Consider the following 20,816-nt stretch of genomic DNA (forward strand, 5'->3'; position numbering starts at 1 on the left):
CCGCTTGGTGAGTGCACGAAATACTGCCCGCACCCCCGGAGTGTCAGCCAGGGTGCGGGCAGTACATCTCTATGGTCATCTCCGGCCGCTCGGTGTGGGCGAGGCGGTACGGAGATGCATCGTCCGTGCTCCACGGCCCTGCGAGGACTCCAGGAACTGCGGAGGGATGGCCCCGCGGTCAGGCGTGCTTGCCGCGGGTCCCGGTCGATCTAGCCGCCGACCTTCTGACTTGCGCCGGCGTCGATGGGCAGGTTGATTCCGGTGATGTAGCGCGATTCGTCCGACGCCAGGAAGAGCACGGCGTTGGTGATGTCGATGGGCTCGACCCACGGGATGTTCGGGAGCGAGTGCATGGTTGCGAAGGCGTCGCGGGAGTCCTCGAGCGTCGGGTGCGCGAGGTCGGGGCGGAAGAGTCCGTAGAAGGTCTCGTTCTGCAGGAGCTTGGTGTTGACGTTCGTCGGGTGGACCGCGTTTACTCGGATACCCTTGGGGCCCAGCTCGTTTGCGAGGGTGTGCATCAGTCCGACGATGCCGTGCTTCGCGGTGACGTAGTGGCCGACGTTCGGGTAGCCGTTCAGGCTCGACGTCGATCCGGTGAAGATGACCGAACCGCCTTCACCGCGCTCGACCATGTTCGGGACAGCGGCCTTGACGGTGTGCCAGACACCGGTCAGGTTGGTGTCGATCATGTCGTTCCACTGCTCTTCGGTCAGGTCCAGAACCTTGTTGGCCGAGATGATGCCCGCGTTGGCGCAGACGATGTCGATCCGTCCGAGCTCGGCGAGGCCATCGGCGACCGCGGCCTGCATCTGCTGTAAGTTGCGGACGTCGGCCTGGGCGATGACGACGCGGCGGCCCAGTTCCTCGACCAGTCGCGCCGTTTCCTTCAGGTCGTCGAGCGACGCCATCGGGTAAGGCACACTGCCGATCTGGTCGGCGATGTCGATGGCGATGATGTCAGCGCCCTCTTTCGCCAGTCCGAGTGCGTGTGAACGACCCTGGCCGCGTGCGGCCCCGGTGATCAGGGCGACCTTGCCCTCCAAGCGGCTCATTGCGTTTCCATTCTCTCGATGTACTTCCCTGCCGATGTCGGCGGAGCAACGGGTAAAAACGTACGTGCGTTTGTTTAGTTAGAGTGTGATCTGAGCGACAACAAATGTCAACCAGGTGGCGATGCCGCCGATGACGCTCCGAGCAGTGCATATCACAGGCGGGGCCTCCGATGGAGAGCCCAAGAATCACGGGAAAAGCATTCCGCGCCAATGAAGTATCTGGCGACGGTGAGACTGAAGCGTCACCATCAAGCCTTGGTTCCGACGGCCCGATGGAGGGGCACCACCGACTCGGCGGCGGCCCCGCACTCGCGCACTGCGCTGCCGTCGGCCGGCAGCGCAGCGTCGATGCCCTGGCGAGAGCCACCGGCTACGGGTGCGCACCTACCCCTGATCGCGGGAAGGCCCCAGCCCCGGCCGGTGCCCCAGTAGGGGATTGCCGGGGATACGGTCAGGTCAACTGTCGTTCTCGACGCCAAGCTGTCGCAGCGCCATCGTGATATAGGTGTTGACGACCTTGTCGAGCGATTTGGGTCCGCTGGGTTTGTACCAGGAGGACACGTGCGCACCCTGAGCAAGTATCGAGTACGTCTGCAGTTTGGCATCGAGGATGTCCGCGCCGGTCTCCTTGGCCACGGCCTTGATGAGTTTCTGCAGCAGGCGCTCGTACTCGGCGCGCTTGGCGAGGACCAGTTCCAAGTCTCCGTTACTCAGTGCCCGGAGTTCGGTGTTGCCGATGAACGTCTCTCGCGCGTGCTCCGCGTGATAGCGGATGTGGCAGTCGACCGCCGCCTTGAACCGGTCCAGCGCACTCCCGTCGACGCTGACGAGCGCCTTGTTTACGGCTTCGAGGAGCTCGTCTATGACCGACACCATGATGTCGGTCAGCAGCTCTTCTTTGCCGCTGATGTGGTTGTAGAGGCTGCCGACCTGGATGCCGACCTCACTCGCCACAGTGCGCAGGGAAGTGGCCTCGTAGCCATGCTCGTAGAACAGGCTGGCCGCGGCCTCCCGTATAGCGACGTTGGTGCGCGCGCCGCCGCGCGTCACCCGAGTTGCTCGAGTCACTGTGCCCCTCCGAGGTAAATTGGACGGTCCCCGAAGGGGCCGGCAAGCGGTCTCAGGAACAATCGTACGTTAGTGGATTGGTATTCTCGCTGATTGGTGACGCGGTTGTTACCAGCCCATCGTCGCCCGGATGTTGGTTTTGACGATCTTGCCACTGGGATTCATCGGCAAGGCGTTCGGGCCCACGAGCGCGATCATCTTCGGGACCTTGTATCCAGCCAAGTGCTTGCGCAGGAACGTCGAGATCTCCGTCTCCGTGACGGTCTGCCCCGGCCGAACGGCGATCACCGCTCGCACCTCCTCGTCCCACTCTTCACTCGGAACGCCGAGGACGGCGGCTTCCATGACTGCCGGATGCGTGTGGAGCAGCTGCTCGATCTCCGAGCTGTACACGTTCTCGCCACCGGTCTTGATCATGTCCTTGGCTCGGTCGCGGAAGTACAGGTAGCCATTTTCGTCGCGGACCGCCAGGTCGCCGGTGCGCAGCCAGCCGTTCTCGAGTACCTCTTTGGTGGCTTCCGGGCGTCCGAAGTACCCGGTCATCAGGTTCGGGCCGCGGACGCAGATCTCGCCGATCTCACCGACTGCAGTGGGGGCGCCGTCATACAGATCGCGGAGCTCGACCTCGGTGAGGAGGTATTCGGTGCCGATCGAGCCGTCGATCTCGGGCCGGAGCATGTCCTGCGGCTGCAGCCGGGTGACCATAGGTCCGGCTTCGGTCAGTCCGTAGCGGAAGAACAGCTCCACATCCGGGATCAGCTCGGACACCGCCAGCTTGTCCGGCATGCGCAGCAACCCGGCACCGGCGTGGAGGGCCTTGAAATTGTTGCGGAACCCGTCGGTGTCGAACGTGCCCGACTTGAGCATGCGCCGGATCATGTTGGGCACGAGAAACATGTTGGTGATCGACTCGCGAGCAACGATATCCGCGATCTCCTCTTCCACGAACTTGTGGACGAGGACCGAGCTGTTCCCCGTGACATAGAGGGGCAGGAACCAGCACAGCAGCGCGGCGGAGTGAAAGAGCGGGGTGACGACAAGTCCGCGATCGTTCGGACGGCCGCCGATGCGGCAATCGGCGATCTCGTTGACGGCGTTGGTCAGGATCGCCGAGTGCGAGAGCACGACACCCTTGGAGAACCCGGTGGTGCCGCCCGTGAACAAGATGCAGGCGGCGTCCGATGCTCCGAGCTGAACTCCCTCGATCGGTTCCGACCGCAGCAGATGATCGAACTCGTCGCCCTCGTGCACCACGGCGACCGGGGCTTTGAGGTCGTCACCGGCCAGAACCTCGGCGATGGCGGCGTCGAAGCCGTCGCCGACGAGGACGACACGGGCACCGGTCTCGTTGATGCCGTGGGCCAGTTCCTCGGTTGCCCATCGCCAGTTGTAAGGAACAAAGGCGGCGCCGGCGGCGACGATGCCCAGGAAGGTCTCGATACTGAAGACGGTGTTTCCTGCCAGGACGCCGACGGTGTCGCCGGGTTCAACACCCCGCGCGCGCAGGCCAGAGGCGATCCGCCACGCCCGGTCCGCGAGTTCTCCATGCGAGAGCCGGCGCGTACCGTCGAAGATCGCTTCGCGTTGAGGCACCAACCGCTCGTTGCGACGAATAGCGTCGACGAGAGTAAACATAATTCTCCTTAGCCGTACAGGTGTTGCTGTGGCCTCCAACACTACTTTAAACGTACGTACGTTCACTAGTCCAGAGGTCCGGGACTTCTCACGAACCTGCAGCGACGCCGAACAGTCCGCATCCAGGTGGCACGACAGCCCATGACTCCCTTACCGCAACTTCTACAGGACGAAACGATCGATGCTCCTCGAGCGTCGCCCGCAACAGTTCGCTGGTCTTATCGATTTCTCGATGACCAGCAGCGTTCGCGCGTCGGAAAGGCGGTAAACTATGACACGCCTGTTAATGTTGGACGAACGGTGGACTCGATAAAGATCAGCTCGCTCTCCCAGCGAACAGGTGTCCCAACGCGATTGCGGCGCTATTACGAGGAACAAGATCTACTACATCCGACACGACTTACCAACGGATACAGGGATTTTGACGAATGCAGTGACGCGAGCCCTCCAGATCCGCGACCTGCTCGCTGCAGGACTTTCGACACACGTGATACGTGACATCATCCCGTGCTTCCTGGGCGCCGGAGACGACCAAGACCAGACGCACCACCGAAGCCCACTCGGACATATCCGAAGGGGTGACCGGAATGAATCCTGCCGGTCGATGGCGGATACACCGCTCGATGAGCGGGGTGGCCACAGACGGACGGAAACTTCGCAGTCACGGTCCGGCCACATCACACGAACGAAGGACGAACCTCATGACCGCAATCGCACACGACAAGTCCACACACGCGCGCACGATGGGACACCATGTGCCCGACGGGCTCCATCCGGTTGGGCACATGGCACATCACCGATACCACATTCACCGTTGGCCGAGGTGGCGGACAGTGGACTGACCGCCCTGGGCGTCGCCGCTGCCGCACAGGACAGCTGGCGGTCGTACTCACCGCGAGTGCGCGCCGACCTCTTTCGCACCGCGCACGCGCTTCTACTCCGCCGCACCGATGCCTGGTCGTCAAAGCGCCAAACCCCGCACCGAAGCGGTCGGTGAATTCGTCTTGTCGGCAGGGTTTTTCCTGTAGGTGCAGAGATCATCGCGCACCTGCACGGCACCTACAGCTCGTCCGCTGCCAGGCGCGCCTGCCCTCACATCAGGCTCGCGGAATGATCGCCCTCGTGGTGCCCCGACACCGCGAAGGACTGTCTCCCAGCCGATTCCGTATCCATTGCTTTGGCACGGCGTATGTCGGCGGACGCACGGCGTGTACAGAGGCGCGGCTTCCCTAGGGCCGCATCAGAACCGAGGTTGTCGGGTACGTCTCGGCGAAGTTATGTGGCAGCGACGAAATGAAGACGTTCTCCGTTCGTGTCCGCGTGATCTTCCATATGCCGTCGATGTTGCGGAAGGCGTTGTTGAGTCGGCTCGACCGCAGCAGCGACCGGCCGTCGGAGAACAGCCAGGGCTGCATGTGGATCCACTGCCCCGTGGCCTCGTGGCCGTCGACGTGAATCTGCTCCGACGTCAGATAGTGGGCATTGAGCAACAGTGCTGGGTCACGCTTGTCACCCCAAAAGCTTTCGAAGTGCGCGCGGATCGCGGCGTGTCCCTCGGCCCTGCCGAACTGGTTGTCGTAATACTCGCCGACACCTTCCCAGACCGCGTCCACTGCGTAGAGATCGAGAATGAGGTCGATTCGGTGTGCATCATCGGCAACGCCGAATTCGGGGCAAGGAGTGTCGCAGAGGAACATGTAGCGCGCTTGTATCCGGCGAATCTCCGCTTCGGCTTCGAGCACCTCGATGCGGTCGATCAGTGCAGCAATTGTGGCGTCATTCGCCATGGATTCTCCTCCCGCTGCCCGTTCGCCGCCGGAAGCCCTCTGTGGCTTCGTTTTCGAGGTAGGCGTGCCATCAGGCGAAATATCTGAGTCGTGTGACGGAAGTACTGTACTCACTCCGCGGCGATGTTCGCGAGTGGGCGTGACGCCCACGCCCGGATCGGCGCCGATCTCCACTCGCCTCGGTTTCGGGCGTGTTAAAGGTTGCTCGACCGGGTGTCATCGGTCCGTTAGGCGGACCATTGCCGTTGCTTTCCGTTCATCCTGCGGCCACAGTCTTGTGGCCCCGACCACGCGGAGGTCCTCTTCTCCTCTCCGCGAGAGCACTGGGCGAACCAACGCCCTATTCCAGTCCGGCTCGACTCGCTCACTCATACAGACCGAGTACTCGGTCTGTATGCTCGCACCACTCCGCCCGCGCAGCGCGCGGGCCCTCAAAGGAGGATCCATGACCACCACAGACGAGGCTGTCCCCGTCGATGCCGCTTTCTCCCCACCGACCGAAAAGGCACCGGCGAAGCTGGTGGCTGCGATGGCCCTCGCGCAGTTCGGGCTGTCGATCGCACTGCTCACACCCGTCACGGCGAGCCTGACGATCAAGGTGCAGTCCCTCGTCGGCACCGACAACGTGATTGCCGTCTTCGGCACCGTCAGCAGCATCGGTGCGCTGGCCGCCTTTCTCGCGAACCCGATCTTCGGCCGGATCAGCGACCGGACCACCGGACGATTCGGTCGCCGCCGACCGTGGCTTCTCATCGGCATCGTGGGTCTCGCAGTGAGCGAGCTCGTGCTCGCTCTTGTTCCCAATGTCGTCGGGATCGCGATCGCGTGGTTCGCGGCGCAGGCGTTCGCCAACGCCGCCCAGGCGGCGCTGATGGCCTCGATCGCCGACCAGATCCCGCCGGCCCAGCGAGGCCGGGTGAGTGGACTGATCGGCGTCATGCAGCAGAGCAGCAAACTCGGTGCCGCCTACGTCGCGCAGTTCCTCGTCGCCAACATGCTGCTGATGTTCCTGGTCCCTGCCGTGATCGGCATCGTGTTCCTGTTGCCGTTCCTCCTCCTGCTCCCGGATCGACCGCTCCAGGCGCGTCCGCCACGGGAAGGTCTGCGTGCGGTTCTCAAGACCTTCTGGCTCTCGCCGCGTCGTTATCCCGACTTCGCCTACGCCTGGGCATCCCGATTCATGATCACCATGGCGCTGTATCTGTTCATGACGTACCGCCTGCTGTACATGCAGTACGAACTGGACCTGTCGCTCGCCCGCGCCACCGCGGTGATGGCCACCGGGGTGCTGCTGTACACGGTGACGCTCGCGCTGGCCGGCCAGGCGGCGGGGTGGCTCTCGGACAAGGTAGGCACACGGAAGCCGTTCGTCATCACCGCCAGCGTGATCTTCTCGATCGGACTGGTGATGCTGACGCAGGCCCACACTGCGGGCGGCTTCTACGTCGCCGAGGTGGTGCTCGGGCTCGGGTTCGGCATTTACATGGGAGTGGACCTGGCGCTCGTCATCGATGTTCTCCCCGGACAGGACGACTCGGCGAAGAACCTCGGCGTCCTCAACATGGCCAACGTCCTGCCCCAAACCCTCGCACCGGGGATCGGTGCGCTTCTCATCGGCGTCGGCGGCCACAACTACGACCTCCTGTTGAGTGTCGCCGCGGCCGTCTGCGCGGTGGGCGCGCTCCTCATCGTCCCGATCAGGAAGGTGCGCTAGTGGCCGCGCAGGACGTCCCTCGACACGAAAAGGATGCAGAAGTGCACCCCCTGGCAGACCTGGACGCCCGAATCGACACGGCGATCGGAACCATGGACGTCGAGTCCAAGGTTCGGTTGCTGACGGGTGCGTCCAACTTCACCCTCCACCCGGACCCGTCCATCGACCTGGCCGAGATCGTGCTCTCCGATGGACCCACCGGGGTGCGCGGTGACCGCTTCACCGGCGGCCGCATCGCCTGCCTGTTACCCAACGCGACCCTATTGGCCCAGCACTGGGACACCGGCGTCGCGGCAGATGTCGGCGCGTTACTCGCCGAGGAGGCGCAGGCTCAGCGGGTACACGTCGTGCTGGGACCGACGGTCAACCTGCACCGCACTCCACTCGCCGGTCGCCTGTTCGAGTCGTTCAGCGAGGATCCCCTCCTCACCGGAGTACTGGCGTCCGCCTACATCAAGGGTCTGCAGGACAACGGGATCGGCGCGACCATCAAGCACTTCGTCGCCAACGAATCGGAGACCGATCGCAAGACCGCCAATGCCATTGTCGACGAGCGGACCCTGCGGGAGGTCTACCTGCTCCCCTTCGAGATCGCGGTGTCCGAGGCCAACCCGTGGGCGGTCATGGCCGCCTACAACTCCATCGGCGGCACCCCTGCCACCGAGCATGCCCGCCTCCTCGACGGCGTCCTCAAGGGCGAGTGGGGTTACGACGGGCTGGTCATGTCCGACTGGTACGCCACGTACTCCACCGCGGAGAGTGCCAATGCCGGACTGGACTTGACGATGCCGGGCCCCGCGGGCCCCTGGGGAGATGCCCTCGTCGATGCGGTGCGCGCCGGTGCGGTCGCCGAGTCCATCCTCGACGACCACGTGCGCCGTCTCCTGCGCCTGGCGGGCCGAGTGGGTGCGTTCGGCGCGGAGCGGCAGTGGACGTCCGGTGTGCCGGCACCGGACAGCCCCCAGCGGCGCAGCACCCTGCGTCGTCTGGCCGCCGGCGGTATGACGGTCCTCGTCAACAAGGGGGCGACGCTGCCGCTGACAGGTACCGGCACGGTCGCCGTCATCGGCCGGCACGCGACGGAGACGACCGATCAGGGCGCTGGATCGTCGCAGGTACGGCCGCCACACGTGGTCAGCATCGCGGACGGCATCGTCCAGGCATTCGGTCCCGATCGCGTGTCCGTGGTCGACGGGGTCGAGGTGCGCACGGACCCGCTCGCCGCGGCACCGCACCTGTTGCGCGATCCCGAGACGCACCGGTACGGGATGCGGGTCACCACCCGTGACGAGCGAGGCGAGGTGCTCGAGTCTCGTCACGTCGACTGGAGTGAGGTCTCGCTGCGCGAAGACTCCTGGCTCGACTCGGCGACGACCATCGAACTCAGCGCCGAGATCGTCCTCCCGGAAACCACGCGGGTCCAGGTGGGTGTGCGCGGCCGCGGCGAATGGACGTTCACGACACCGGGCCACTACGAGCAGATCCGCCTCGATCGGGTGGACGACGCCGGCGAGGTACTTCGGTTGCCCTACCGCACAGTGACTCTCGATCTCGAGCCGGGTGCGATCATCACCGCGGTGGCCACTCCCGCACCGGGTCGGCCGATCCTCGGGCTCGCGGCGCGCGTGGCCACGAAACCACCCGCGGTGGCGATCGGTGTGGCAACGAAAGCCGCACGGCAGGCGGACGTGGCGGTGGTGGTGGTCGGGCTGACCCCGGAGCAGGAGAGCGAAGAGGTCGACAAGATCACCCTCGCGCTCCCCGGGGAACAGGACGCGATGGTCGCGGCGGTGGCGGCGGCCGCGAAACGGACGGTGGTGGTCGTCAACGCGGCCACCCCCGTTCTGATGCCGTGGCTCGACCGCGTCGACGCCGTGCTGTGGGCCGGACTGCCCGGGCAGGAGGCCGGCGACGCTGTCGCCGCCGCGCTGTCCGGTGCAATCGAACCGGCCGGTCGGCTCGTCACCACGTTTCCGGTGCGGGACGGCGAGGGGCCGGCATGGTCGCCGGTTCCCGACCGCGGGGAAGTGCGCTACGCGGAAGGTCTTTCCGTCGGACACCGCGGGTGGTCGACCGAGCCGCTGTTCTGGTTCGGACACGGCCTCGGCTACGGCGACTGGGCCTACGGCAACGCCGAGGTGATCGTCGACGACCATCTCCGCTGCGTGCGGGTCGAGGTGACCAACGTGGGGTCCCGCACGAGCCGTGAGGTCGTGCAGGTGTACTGGCGGCCGGAGGGTGAGCCGGTCCGGCTGATCGGGTGGTCCGGGATCGACGTCGCTCCCGGTGCCACCGTGACCGTTGACGTCCCCGTCGACCGACGGGTGCTCCGGCGGTGGCACGAGAACGGTTGGCAGCTCCTCCCTCTGACCGGCGAGGTGTTGATCGCCCGTGGCCTCGGCGACGTCAGGCTCACACGACCGGCACTGCCGACAAGACAAAGGAGCAAGGATGTCCTTCCCGCCTAGCTATCACTCGCAGCGCGCGAAATCGTTGCGCGCCTTGGCCGGGGAGGCGTCCCGGGCCAAGGCCGTGCAGGCAGCGACCGATCTGTTCGCCACCTCCGGATACAGAGGAACCTCCATCGCGAAAGTGGCCGCGCAGACCGGGCTGTCCCAGTCCGGTCTGCTGCATCACTTCCGGACCAAGACGGCACTGCTGGCGGCCGTGTTGGAGCAACGCGGCGCCGAGGACGGGGAGTTCCTCACCACCGGCGACGGCGAGGCACCGCTCGGGTGGGATGCGTTCGACGCGCTCGAGGCCCTGGTCGCCCGCAATTCGACCCGTCGCCATCTGGTCGAGTTGTTCGTGCGTCTGTCTGCGGAGGCAATCGAGGAGAATCACCCCGCCCACCAGTGGGTCCAAGACCACTACGACGGAATGGAGGCGTGGCTGACCGACGCGGTCCGCGTTGCTCAGGCGCGCGGCGAGATGCGTGCCGATGCGCCGGTCTCGGTGCTCGTTCGCACCACCATCGCGGTCGTGGACGGGTTGCAGCAACAGTGGCTGGTGCGGCCCGATCGGGTGTCGATGGTCGACGAATTCTCTGCACACGTCGCGGGACTGCGGGCCCGGTGGGGCACGGTGGGGCAACCGGACGAGGCCACCGGGCAATGACGGCTCGGCGGGGTGAGCCGGACGGGGACTCCTTGCTGCGCAAGGTTCGATTGATCCTGGATGCCTTCGACACCGGGGCACCCGTCCTCGGTCTGTCCGAATTGGCACGGCGCACCGACCTCGCCAAGACCAGCGTTCACCGGGTGGCCAGCGAGATGGTCGAGGTAGGCCTACTCAACCGGCAAGGCCGTCGTTATGAGCTGGGGCCGTTACTTTTCGAGTTGGGTCAGCGCGTACCTCGCACCCGGGATCTGAGACTGATCGCCGCGCGGTATCTCGAGGATCTCGCGGTCACCACCCGCGAGACCGTCGTGCTGGGGTTCCCCGGCGACCGGAATGTGCTCTTCGCCGAGAAGTACTTCAGCCAGCGCGGTGGCGGTGTCACCTTCACCCAGGTGGAGGGGCGGGTGCCGTTCCACTGTGGTGCATCGGGCAAGGCTCTCCTCGCGTTCGGGGACCCCTCGATTCGCGACCGCGTTCTCGGGTCCACCCTGCGGCAACGAACGCGGTGGACCATCACCGATCCTGCTGTGCTGGACGCGGAGCTCGAGCAGATACGACGGCAGGGATACGCGGTCGATCGCCAGGAACTCGTCGTTGGCTACGGGGCTGTCGCGGCACCGGTGTTCTCAGCCGACATTGCGGTGGCGACGTTGACCGTGGTCGGGCCCATCGACCGGGTGCCCGTCGCACGTCTGGCGCCGGTCGTCACCGCGGCCGCGCGGGCCCTGTCACGAGATTTCGCCGGTGTAAACAAATCATGATGTCAGACTTTTCGGTCCGAAGAGCGGTCCGATTGCATTTTCTTCGATGACTCCGGCATGAACAATCGCTGCAGCTGAACAGCAGTTGTCGATCTCGAAAACAGCCGATGGAGGACCAACAATGGCAGGACCGAAGCGCACCCGAAGTGAGGTGCGCACAGCGGCGATCGCGAGCCTGGTCGGCAGTGCCCTGGAGTGGTACGACTTCTTCCTCTACGGCACGGCCGCCGCGCTGGTGTTCAACACGCTCTTCTTCCCGAACTTCGACCCTCTCGTGGGAACGATCGCCGCATTCGGCACCAACGCCGCCGGCTTCCTCGCCCGCCCCCTCGGCGGTGTGATCTTCGGCCACTTCGGTGACCGTGCGGGACGCAAATCGATGCTCGTGATCACGCTGATGATCATGGGTGTGGCCACCTTCTTGATCGGTGTCCTCCCCACCTACGCGGCGATCGGTATTTGGGCGCCGGCGCTGCTGATCGGGCTGCGCATCATCCAGGGCATCGCGGTCGGCGGTGAGTGGGGCGGCGGTGTGCTGATCGTCAGTGAACAGGCACCCGCGCACCGCCGCGGCTTCTACTCCGCGTGGTCTCAGACGGGGGTCGGCCTGGGATTCGTGCTCTCCGCGTCGGCGTACTCGCTCGTGCAGGCATTCACCACACCGGAATCGTTCCTCGCCTGGGGGTGGCGGATCCCGTTCATCGCCGGCATCGTCCTCACCGCGGTCGGATTGCTGATCCGGCTGCGGGTCATGGAAACACCCGCCGCCCGTCAACAGGCCACCTCCCCGAAGAAGGCGAAACTTCCCGTCCTCGAGGTCATCCGCACCCAACCGAAGTCCATTCTCATCACCTTCGGGGCGCGGATCGCCGAGAACGGCGCACTGTATATCTTTCTCACCTTCAGCCTCGCCTACGCGGCGAAGATCGGCTTGTCGACCGGACTCGTTATCACTGCAGTCGTCACGGGCATGCTCGTCGAGTCCTTCGCCATGCCGCTGTGGGGAGCGCTCTCCGACCGCATCGGACGCCGTCCGGTCTATCTCGGGGGTGCCATCGCGATGATCGCCTGGGCCTACCCCTTCTTCGCAATGCTGGACTCGCGTGAACCGGTCTTGGTGTTCCTCGCCATGTTCGTCGCGGTCGTCATCTGCCACGGTGCCATGATCGGCACCCAGCCCGCCTTCTTCACCGAGCTGTTCGACAGCCGCGTGCGCTACAGCGGCGTCGCCCTCGGACACGAACTGGCCTCGGTTGTTGCCGGTGGCTTCTCGCCCATCATCGCCACCGCACTGTTCGCCTGGGCGGGGATGTCATGGCCGATCTCACTGTTCATGGTGGGCATGGGTCTCATCACCGTGATCGCGGTGGCCGCTGCACCCGAGACCAACGCGACGGACATCGACGACACCGAATCCCCGAGCGAGATCGGAGACCACGACCCCACGCCGGAAAGGATCTCGCGGTGACCGCGCGCGACGGCCGCACGATGCTCCTCACCTGCTACCGCGACATCCGGCGCTACGGCTGGCTCCACGTGGATCTCTTCCTGCACGACAGCGACGGCAAAGAAGTGAATTGGGTCCACTGGGGTGCCGTCGAGGAGGGCCCTGACGGCGCGGACGCCGCGTGCGCCACCGTCGAACCCGCCCTCCGCAGAACCACCGAATGGCAGCACGGCATCAGGGCCGACGGCAGCGACTACTGGACCGCACATGCCACCTGGTCCGAACAAGCCATATCCGACAACCCACAGGAAACGACATCATGACCACCTCCATCGACAAGGACCACACCGGTCCCGACATCACCGATCTGGTTCACCCCGACCGCGTGGACGTCTCCCTCTACACCGACCCGGAACTGTTCGAGCTGGAGATGGACCGCATCTTCAACCGGACCTGGGTCTGGGTGGCGCACGAGAGCGAGATCCCGAACGCCGGAGACTTCCGGACCGCCACGGTAGGCAGGCAGCCGGTGATCGTGACCCGCGACCGCCGCGGCGGAATCAACGTGCTGCTCAACCGCTGCCGCCACCGCGGTGCAAGTGTCTGCGAGACCCCGCGCGGCAACGCCAACGGCTTCACCTGCCCATACCACGCATGGTCCTACGCCCTGGACGGGAAGCTCCGCGGGATCCCCTACCCCGACGGCTACGAAGACGTCCTGGAAAAGAAGGACTTCCCGCTGCACCGCCTGCAGGTGGACAGCTACGCCGGGATGATCTTCGCCAGCGCCAACCCCGACGTCGAGCCGCTGGCCGACTTCCTCGGACCGGCGAAACACTGGATCGACCTGTTCATGAAGCAGGGCGCCGGTTACCCGATCAAGGTGCAGGGCGAACACAAGTTCCGATTCAACGGCAACTGGAAAATCCAGCTCGAGAACACCACCGACGGCTACCACTTCCCCATCGTCCATCGATCCTGGATGTCGTCGGTCGACGAAGAGACCGCGAACATGCTGTCGTTCATGACCGACGAACACGCCGTGACCCATTCCCTCGGAAACGGACACAGTGTGATGATCATGGTGCCCGAACACGTCGACCTCGACGACGACGACGGATCCGAACCCCTACAGGAACGGTTCCGCCACATCGTCGACGAGCTGTCGAAGACCATGCCCGCCGATCAGGTCCGGCGCATCGTCCGCTCGATGCACGGCGCCGGATTCAACCTCAACCTCTTCCCGAACGTCGCGATGTCGATGTCATTCGTCCGCGCCCTGCGCCCGATCTCCGTGACCGAGACCGAGATCCGACATCTCGCCCTCGGCCTCGACGGAGGCCCCGAGGTCGTCAACCGCGAGAGACTCCGGATCCACGAGCACTTCCAGGGGCCGTTCGGATTCGGCAGCCCCGACGACTCCGAGGCCTGGGACCGCGTCCAACGCGGCGCCGCCGCCGGACCCGGACTCCCGATCCTGGTGAACCGCGGACTGACACGGGAGCAGGACGACGCGAAAGGGCGCGTCTCCCACGCCACCGACGAAACCGGCATGCGCGAGGCGTACACGATGTGGAAGGCAATGATGACCGATGTCCGTTGAAACCATTGAGACCGCACAACTCTCCGATCCTCGGATCGCTCGGGCGATCGAACTGATCTGGCGCGAAGCCCGACTACTCGACCGCAAACGGTACGAGGACTGGGACCTGCTCTGGGCACCCGACGGCCGGTACGTGATCCCGATCGACCCCGACACCGACGACTTCGAAGCATCACTGAACATGGTCTACGACGACGACCGCATGCGCCGGATGAGGATCGAACGGCTCACCGCCGGCCACTCGATCTCCGCAACCGCCGCCGCGCGCACCGTACGGACCCTGTCCCGTTTCGTCATAGACCACCTCGACGACGAAACCGTCGAACTCAGCTCCGCACAGGTACTCGTGGGCTATCGCCGCGAGGCGACGTTCGTCCTCGCCGCCGACGTGACACACCACATCCGGATCGCCGGCCCCGCGCCCCTCATCGAGCGGAAGATCGTCCGGCTGATCAACTCGACGGACGCCGTCAACGCGTCCGGATTCCTGCTGTAGGGAAATCTGCATGATCACAGTCACCGTCAACAATATCGTCACCGAAACCGAAGCAGTGAAAAGCTTTTCGCTGCGCCGCAGCGACGGCGCACCGTTCGCACCCTATGCGGCGGGAGCGCACGTGGACGTCACCGGTCCGAGCGGAATCACCCGCCAGTACTCACTGTGCAGCCCACCCGACCAGACCGACAGCTACCAGATCGCGGTCAAGCGGGAGGACTGCTCCCGAGGCGGGTCCGCGGCCCTGCACGACCAGGTCGACGTGGGCGACGAACTCACGATCAGCGAACCGCGCAACCTCTTCGCACTCGACCCGACAGCCGACGAGCACGTCCTTGTTGCGGCGGGGATCGGTATCACCCCCCTGCTGAGCATGGCCTACCGGTTGGCCACCGACGGTTCCCCGTTTCGGCTGCACTACTTCGCCTCCAACCGGGAGGGGGCGGCGTTCGTTCCCCTGCTCGAGGGTGCCTCATTCGCGCCGTCGGTCGAATTCCATTTCGGCGTCCAACGCGGAGAGCAACCCGCGGTCCTCGCGCGCATCCTCACCGACATCAGCCCCGGGACCCACGTCTACGCGTGTGGCCCCAAGGAGTTCATGCAGCGTGTCGTCGACACTGCCACGCAATCGCTGCCGGAGGAGCAGGTCCACATCGAGCACTTCCAGGCTCTGGAACCGACCACCCACGACGGCGGCGAGTTCGAGGTCGAACTCGACACCGGGGAGGTGTTCTCCGTGCCACCAGGGCGAAGCATCGTCGACGTGCTCGGCGACGCCGGCATCGACGTCGACACGTCCTGCCGGGAGGGCATCTGCGGCACCTGCGTACTGACCGTCCTCGACGGTACGCCCGACCACCGCGACAACTGCCTGACCCGCAAAGAGAAGGAAGCCGGGGACCAGATCGCCACCTGCGTGTCACGGGCCACGACCGCGCGATTGGTACTCGAACTGTGACCACCCCCGATGAACGACCGCAACGAGACGTGGAGTCGAGTCTGTCCACCCTGGCGACTCGGATGGACGCCGGTGACCTACTCCCCAGCGAGGCGGTCGCCGACGCACTGGAACGACTCGACCGCACCGAGCCCAGCATCCAAGCTTGGGTTCGCGTCGACCGAAAAGGAGCACTCGACGCAGCACGCACACTCGACCACGCGCCGAGACGCGGACTACTGCACGGAATACCCTTCGGAGTCAAGGACATCATCGACCTCAAAGGCCTGCCCACCGAGTGCGGCTCACCGTTGCGGCGAGGTCGAGTGGCCGACGACGACGCACCCCTCGTCGCCCGGCTCCGGGAACTCGGAGCGATCCCGCTGGGCAAGACGGTCACTACCGAGTTCGCCTACTTCGCACCAGGCCCCACCCGGAACCCGCACCGTCGTTCGCACACACCAGGCGGCTCCTCGAGTGGGTCCGCGGCCGCGGTCGCAGCCGGTATGGTTCCGCTGGCCCTCGGCAGCCAAACAGCCGGCTCGCTGACCCGGCCCGCGTCCTACTGCGGTATCGCGGGACTCGTCGCACCGGTCGGCGGACCACTCGACACCACCGGGTTCGCCGGCCTGTCCCACACCCTCGACGCGGCCGGGATTCTCACCCGCACCGTGACCGATCTCCGACTCGCCTACCTGGCACTGACCGGCCAGGACAGGCCCGCCGACCCGGTACGGAACCTGGAGCGCCCCCGGCTCGCGGTCTGGTCCGGCAAAGAACTCGCCGACATCTCCGACGACATGCAGACGGCAGTGAGATGCACAGTCGATGCGGCCGTCGCCGAGGGCGCCGAACTCGTCGACTACGACTGGCCCGCAATCACACCACTGCTAGTGGAAGCACACGGCACCGTCATGGCATACGAGGCCTCCCGAGCGCTGGCCCTCGAAGGCCAGCACCCCACACAACTGAGCGCACCACTCAACGATCTCCTGGCGCTCGGCCGCAACATCGCTGACGACGACTATCGCGACGCTCTCGCAATTTCCGTACGGGCACAAGCTGAAGTACTTGCGTTGCTCGCCGACGTCGACGCCATCATCGGCCCCGCCGCCCCCGGCGCAGCACCCGAGGGTCTGTCCGCCACCGGGTCACCCATATTGAGCCGACCGTGGCAACTACTAGGCCTCCCAGCCCTGACGGTCCCCGGCCGTCTCGACGGGCAGCGCATGCCGCTCGGCATCCAGCTCATCGGACACCCCAGTCGAGTGGAGCAACTCCTGTCCCTCGGGATCTGCATCGAAAAGAGCAGTCGTCGCCCGGTGTGAGGGCCCTTTTCAGGCGCAGCCGCCTATCAGTCCCGTTGCGAACGGAGTCGATCAGGGTCTGCCTTCGACCGGTGTTGCGCGCCAGTCGGGTGTTGGCCTTGTCGATCTGTTCCAGCGCGGCCGGCAGGTTTGGTCATCGGTAGGGTCGTACGTCACGGCGCCCCCTCGTCGGACTCTCACTTCCATCATCACCTGACAATGGCGCATTGTCATGTTCCAAATCGGGAAGAGCACGAGTTCGTCGCGAGCCATCGAGATCGACCGCGCCCGTGCGGCATCGACACTCCCGCGGCCGCAGTGCCGCACGAAGGAGGCCCCCATCAAGTGAAATGACGGGGCCTCGCACGCTGCCGGGTTACAGGTAGTCGATCTCCTCCTCGGAGACCTTGCGGCCGGTTCCCAATTCGACCAGGGCGACCTTTGCGGCGACGAATTCGGAGTGCGAATCGCCTCCGATCGATGCGCGGTAGCGAGCGCGCGCGGCGTCCAGTTCGGCGGCCCCCTCGACGATTGCGGTGTTGGACATGTGCATCTCCCCTCGCTGTCGGTGACACTTCCTTTACAACGTGACATTGTGTTGTGCAAGTGGGGTGTGTAGTGCCGGCCTGTCGCCGGTGCCAGGGTTTGCGAAGACGACATGTCCAGAAGAGGTCGAAGGGGGAGTATCCGTGCGCTGGAGAAGATCGAGTGCTGTCACCAGAGACGCAACTCGTCATGTCGCCGACCGCCGCGGTATCGATCGCACATGCGGCGACCGCTACCGATTCGCCGGTGTTGGCGATGTGGGCGTTTCTCGTCGCCGGCCTCGGCGCGCACGCGTGGTACCGGGCGGCCGAGCCGAAGCCGCACGACGGCCGTCGGCCGTGACGGCACCGGCCTCGCACCCGGAGCGGAACTGCGCGGTGCGGTCGCGCGCGGGAAAGGGGACGTGTCATCGTCGCAGCGCAGCGGCCTGATCCGGGGTGTCGACCGTGCGGCCGCGATCGGCGGATCCACCCCGGCCGGGTGTGCGCACCCGCTACCGTTTTCGGATATGGGGACCACCTTCCACGGGCCGAGCCCGTGGCCGCACATCACCCGGGCCATCCGCACCCGCGGGTCCCGCCGCGCTGCGATCGCCCACCTGGGCCAGGACGCGCCCACCCTGCTGCCGCTGCGCGGCGGTGACGTCCTCGTCGTCAACGCCTCCCGCGCCGCGGTGCGCGCACACCTGACCTCTCCGGTGGCGCTCGCGTATTACCGGGACGCGGGGGTGCGGGTGCTGTCGTCGCCGGACCTGCACGCCAATGTCATCGCCACCGAGCGGTGGGCGGTCATCGGCTCCGCCAATGCCTCACACAGCTCCACCATCGCCGTCGAGGGTGTGGTCATCACCGACGACCCGGACCTTGTTGCCTCGGTCAGGGGGTTCATCGACGGCATCGAGGAGGTCACCGAGGTCGATCAGGTGTTCCTCGACAACGCCGTCGCGCAGTGGCAGATCGGGCGGGCGGTGCCGATCCCCGGGGTGAGCGGCCGCGGACAGGCCGACCCCGGCTTCCTGCCCGCACAGATCACCCGAATGTTTCTGCGGCACATCATCGAATATCAACCCGGTCCGACCGAACACCACGCCTGGGCCGCCCAGGCTCGCCACCGCCGCGCACCTGCCGGGCCGGCAGCGAAGTACCAGCTCGAATGGTTCCACCACGACAAGACCGACAGCCGCCTGCGCCGCGGTGACGTGCTGGTCTTCGTCACCGCGGACCACCAGTGGCTCTATCCCCCCGCAGTGGTCGATTCCGAGGCGATCGCGATCCCCCGCTCCCCCGGTGCCATCGGGCACCTCCTGCGCAGCCGCACGGACCTGGACCCGATCCCGGTGCCGGTCGCCGAGCAGATCCTCGCCGATGCCGGGCACCCGGGTGCCCGGCTGCGAGTCGATCACCGCATCGCCTCCCCCAGCCTGCGGGCCGCGATGCTCCAACTCTGGAACCTCTAAAGCCACCGCCCCCCATGTGCTGTGACCAGTGGTAACGACACGTCCCCGGCCGATCACCGAACCGACATCACCGCCGACAATGCAGGCATGACCGGCATTACCGGCAATACCGGGTTTCGGCGTCCTCCTTCGGCCGAGGTTCGCGCACCCCGGTGGCCGGTGTCGGCGCCCGCTCACCCGGGGTGGGGTCACGCCAGGGCCAGAACGCGGGAGCGGGCCTCCAGGTAGCGGGCGAGGAGATCGAGCATCTGAGCGTCCGGGTGGACGAGTTCGGGAAGGTCCTTGGCGCTGGTGATCGTCTGATCGACCGCGGCGACCTGCCGGCGGCATTCGCCGAGCGCCTCCGGTGTGACGGTGCCGGTGTCGAGCCGGTCGGTGAGGTACCGAATCGACTGCTCCAGACCCAGTCCCGGGTTGCGCGTGTTGTTGCCGGCCCGGCGGGTTTCGACCATCTGCCACCACTGGTCCAGCTCGGCCAGCACCGTGGGATCGGCGACCGCGATCCGCAAGGCGCGGTCGATGGACTGTGGATCGGTGATGTCGACCTCATCCACACCTGCTGCGCGGGTGAGGACCTGGCCGAGTTGATGGTTGGCGAGACCGTCGCCGCGGCTCCACCAGTACGACACCATCACGTGTACCTTGCTCGCTCCGGCCAGCTCCCCCATCACACCTGTTTCCCTTCGGTAAGACGACACTGTTCGAGTTCATCCTCACAGCCGGGCACCCGCCCACCGGTCCCGGGTCGGGGCTGTGGATCGGCGGGTCAGGCGGTGCGGCGGGCGGTGTCGGTGACCGCGCACATCGGGCACAACGTGCGCTCGCCGACGATCCACCCATTGGTACGGGCGAAGGCCACCGCCTCGGGCCGACCGTCAACGGCCGCAGCGAAGGTGTGCTCACACAGATCGCATCGCAACGTCCAGCCGTGTCTGCCTGTGGATCGCACCAATGCATGAACAGTCATGTTGTCCCCCGACGTCGACTCTGTGCCCCCAGCATGACACAACCCGCGGTGACGTGGCGACCCACGCAGGCCGGCCCCGGCCGTCACAACCCAACCATCATGAACGTCGTAGAGGCAATGCGTCCTGATCGCCGGCGACCGGGTGCCCAGGGACAGACCGAGGTCACCACCCAAGCGCCGTAGGGATATTCGCGGTGCCGTATTCGAGACGGCTGCTGCAGGACCTCGCGTCGAGCCGACATCGATCCCGCGCCGTGGCCTGCGCGTCCAGATCCGCGTCCGGTCACCGCCCGGCACCGCTGAGGATCGTCCCCGAAAGGGGGACGTGTCACCTGAGCAGTTCAGGGCGCATTTTGGGCTGTTGTCAGGACTCGACCGGCACGAGGCGGTCGAGCTTGCAGTGGAACGGGTACGTCCCCGGCGTACTGGCAATCGACTCGATCAGCGCGTCGTCGCCGTCAATGCTCACAATCGTAAACACCGAGGTCGCCTCGGCATGAACCTTGACTTTGTCGCCGACCTTCAAAAGCGCGCGAGTTCCAGGATTCTCGGTCATAGGCCGCGATGAACTCGTTCGATTTCAGTGCGCAAGTCACCAGATATGGTTGGGTTTGCGCCTCCAGCTGAGTCCTGTAAGCCACCGCAGGGCGATCGACCTACGTGGACGAGAATCGATGAGGGAGCCCCTGCACACGACGAAGCCGGCGCTGAAGCCGATCGTTGTCCAGTGAGCCGAGATGACCGGCGCAAGGGCGGACCGTTTCGGCCGACGTTGAAGAGGCAAACACGACGGCAGCAGAGCCCGTCCCTGTCTCATGAATTCGAGGCGAGGACGGGCATTGTTGAGCTGCCGATCGTGGCGGTGTTGTCGCCCCCCCGGTGACACGTGACGGGTGCCGAGCGCCGGTCCAGCAGACCGT

General features: G+C 65.7%; 20 protein-coding genes. 13 read left to right on the plus strand and 7 right to left on the minus strand.

Translation table 11 applies throughout. The features are described 5' to 3' along the window. Window positions 1–209: 209 nt before the first annotated feature. The 3 genes from JWS14_RS00360 to JWS14_RS00370 form a co-directional block, all read right to left on the minus strand. The gene (locus JWS14_RS00360; RefSeq protein ID WP_206012229.1) at window positions 210–1,052 is read right to left on the minus strand and encodes a mycofactocin-coupled SDR family oxidoreductase; all 843 of its coding nucleotides are present in this window, start codon (window positions 1,050–1,052) and stop codon (window positions 210–212) included. A gap of 456 nt (window positions 1,053–1,508) precedes the next feature. Further along, window positions 1,509–2,120, minus strand: coding sequence for a TetR/AcrR family transcriptional regulator (locus JWS14_RS00365; RefSeq protein ID WP_241031192.1), 612 nt, complete (start codon window positions 2,118–2,120; stop codon window positions 1,509–1,511). Window positions 2,121–2,228: 108 nt separating this feature from the next. After that, the gene (locus tag JWS14_RS00370; RefSeq protein ID WP_206012230.1) at window positions 2,229–3,755 is read right to left on the minus strand and encodes a class I adenylate-forming enzyme family protein; all 1,527 of its coding nucleotides are present in this window, start codon (window positions 3,753–3,755) and stop codon (window positions 2,229–2,231) included. 141 nt (window positions 3,756–3,896) lie between these two features. On the opposite strand from JWS14_RS00370, the gene JWS14_RS49805 reads away from it, so the two are divergent. Then, window positions 3,897–4,253 (plus strand): MerR family DNA-binding transcriptional regulator, encoded by a 357-nt coding sequence (locus JWS14_RS49805; protein WP_241031193.1) that lies wholly within the window; start codon window positions 3,897–3,899, stop codon window positions 4,251–4,253. 731 nt (window positions 4,254–4,984) lie between these two features. Here JWS14_RS49805 and JWS14_RS00380 read toward each other — a convergent pair. Continuing rightward, the gene (locus JWS14_RS00380) at window positions 4,985–5,542 is read right to left on the minus strand and encodes a nuclear transport factor 2 family protein (RefSeq protein ID WP_206015878.1); all 558 of its coding nucleotides are present in this window, start codon (window positions 5,540–5,542) and stop codon (window positions 4,985–4,987) included. Window positions 5,543–5,987: 445 nt separating this feature from the next. Between JWS14_RS00380 and JWS14_RS00385 the strand changes: the two genes are divergently transcribed. The 10 genes from JWS14_RS00385 to JWS14_RS00430 all read left to right on the plus strand — a co-directional run bounded on the left by JWS14_RS00385 (window position 5,988) and on the right by JWS14_RS00430 (window position 16,948). Continuing rightward, entirely contained in the window at window positions 5,988–7,256 is a 1,269-nt protein-coding gene (locus JWS14_RS00385; protein WP_241031194.1) for an MFS transporter, read from the plus strand. A gap of 41 nt (window positions 7,257–7,297) precedes the next feature. Beyond that, window positions 7,298–9,724 (plus strand): glycoside hydrolase family 3 protein, encoded by a 2,427-nt coding sequence (locus tag JWS14_RS00390; RefSeq protein ID WP_241031195.1) that lies wholly within the window; start codon window positions 7,298–7,300, stop codon window positions 9,722–9,724. Beyond that, entirely contained in the window at window positions 9,708–10,373 is a 666-nt protein-coding gene (locus JWS14_RS00395) for a TetR/AcrR family transcriptional regulator (RefSeq protein ID WP_206012232.1), read from the plus strand. The genes JWS14_RS00390 and JWS14_RS00395 overlap by 17 nt, the downstream gene beginning before the upstream one ends. Further along, window positions 10,370–11,137, plus strand: coding sequence for an IclR family transcriptional regulator (locus JWS14_RS00400; RefSeq protein ID WP_206012233.1), 768 nt, complete (start codon window positions 10,370–10,372; stop codon window positions 11,135–11,137). The genes JWS14_RS00395 and JWS14_RS00400 overlap by 4 nt, the downstream gene beginning before the upstream one ends. A gap of 121 nt (window positions 11,138–11,258) precedes the next feature. Continuing rightward, window positions 11,259–12,605, plus strand: coding sequence for an MFS transporter (locus tag JWS14_RS00405; RefSeq protein ID WP_206012234.1), 1,347 nt, complete (start codon window positions 11,259–11,261; stop codon window positions 12,603–12,605). Window positions 12,606–12,625: 20 nt separating this feature from the next. Then, on the plus strand, window positions 12,626–12,907 hold the full coding sequence (locus JWS14_RS00410; RefSeq protein ID WP_206015880.1) for a hypothetical protein: 282 nt from the start codon (window positions 12,626–12,628) through the stop codon (window positions 12,905–12,907). Further along, entirely contained in the window at window positions 12,904–14,187 is a 1,284-nt protein-coding gene (locus tag JWS14_RS00415; protein ID WP_206012235.1) for an aromatic ring-hydroxylating oxygenase subunit alpha, read from the plus strand. Before JWS14_RS00410 ends, JWS14_RS00415 begins: the two co-directional genes overlap by 4 nt. Continuing rightward, window positions 14,177–14,683: an aromatic-ring-hydroxylating dioxygenase subunit beta gene (locus JWS14_RS00420; protein ID WP_206012236.1), complete on the plus strand. Its 507-nt coding sequence runs from the start codon at window positions 14,177–14,179 to the stop codon at window positions 14,681–14,683. The genes JWS14_RS00415 and JWS14_RS00420 overlap by 11 nt, the downstream gene beginning before the upstream one ends. 4 nt (window positions 14,684–14,687) lie before the next feature. Next, on the plus strand, window positions 14,688–15,641 hold the full coding sequence (locus tag JWS14_RS00425) for a PDR/VanB family oxidoreductase (protein ID WP_206015881.1): 954 nt from the start codon (window positions 14,688–14,690) through the stop codon (window positions 15,639–15,641). Then, window positions 15,638–16,948 (plus strand): amidase, encoded by a 1,311-nt coding sequence (locus JWS14_RS00430; protein WP_241031196.1) that lies wholly within the window; start codon window positions 15,638–15,640, stop codon window positions 16,946–16,948. Before JWS14_RS00425 ends, JWS14_RS00430 begins: the two co-directional genes overlap by 4 nt. Window positions 16,949–17,303: 355 nt before the next feature. Here JWS14_RS00430 and JWS14_RS00435 read toward each other — a convergent pair whose 3' ends face one another. After that, entirely contained in the window at window positions 17,304–17,474 is a 171-nt protein-coding gene (locus tag JWS14_RS00435) for a hypothetical protein (protein WP_206012237.1), read from the minus strand. A 161-nt stretch (window positions 17,475–17,635) separates the two neighbouring features. On the opposite strand from JWS14_RS00435, the gene JWS14_RS00440 reads away from it, so the two are divergent. Together JWS14_RS00440 and JWS14_RS00445 are read left to right on the plus strand one after the other, a co-directional pair. Beyond that, window positions 17,636–17,815, plus strand: a complete 180-nt coding sequence (locus JWS14_RS00440; protein ID WP_206012238.1) for a hypothetical protein — start codon at window positions 17,636–17,638, stop codon at window positions 17,813–17,815. A 166-nt stretch (window positions 17,816–17,981) separates the two neighbouring features. Then, a complete protein-coding gene (locus JWS14_RS00445; RefSeq protein WP_206012239.1) occupies window positions 17,982–18,929 on the plus strand; it encodes a phospholipase D-like domain-containing protein in 948 nt (315 codons plus the stop codon). A 188-nt stretch (window positions 18,930–19,117) separates the two neighbouring features. On the opposite strand, the gene JWS14_RS00450 is transcribed toward JWS14_RS00445, so the two are convergent. Beyond that, complete coding sequence (locus JWS14_RS00450; RefSeq protein WP_206015883.1) at window positions 19,118–19,597, minus strand: hypothetical protein; 480 nt, start codon at window positions 19,595–19,597, stop codon at window positions 19,118–19,120. A gap of 663 nt (window positions 19,598–20,260) precedes the next feature. Beyond that, window positions 20,261–20,452 (minus strand): hypothetical protein, encoded by a 192-nt coding sequence (locus tag JWS14_RS00455; RefSeq protein WP_206012240.1) that lies wholly within the window; start codon window positions 20,450–20,452, stop codon window positions 20,261–20,263. Window positions 20,453–20,816 lie beyond the last annotated feature (364 nt).

This window comes from Rhodococcus koreensis (genome assembly GCF_017068375.1).
GTDB lineage: Bacteria > Actinomycetota > Actinomycetes > Mycobacteriales > Mycobacteriaceae > Rhodococcus_F > Rhodococcus_F koreensis.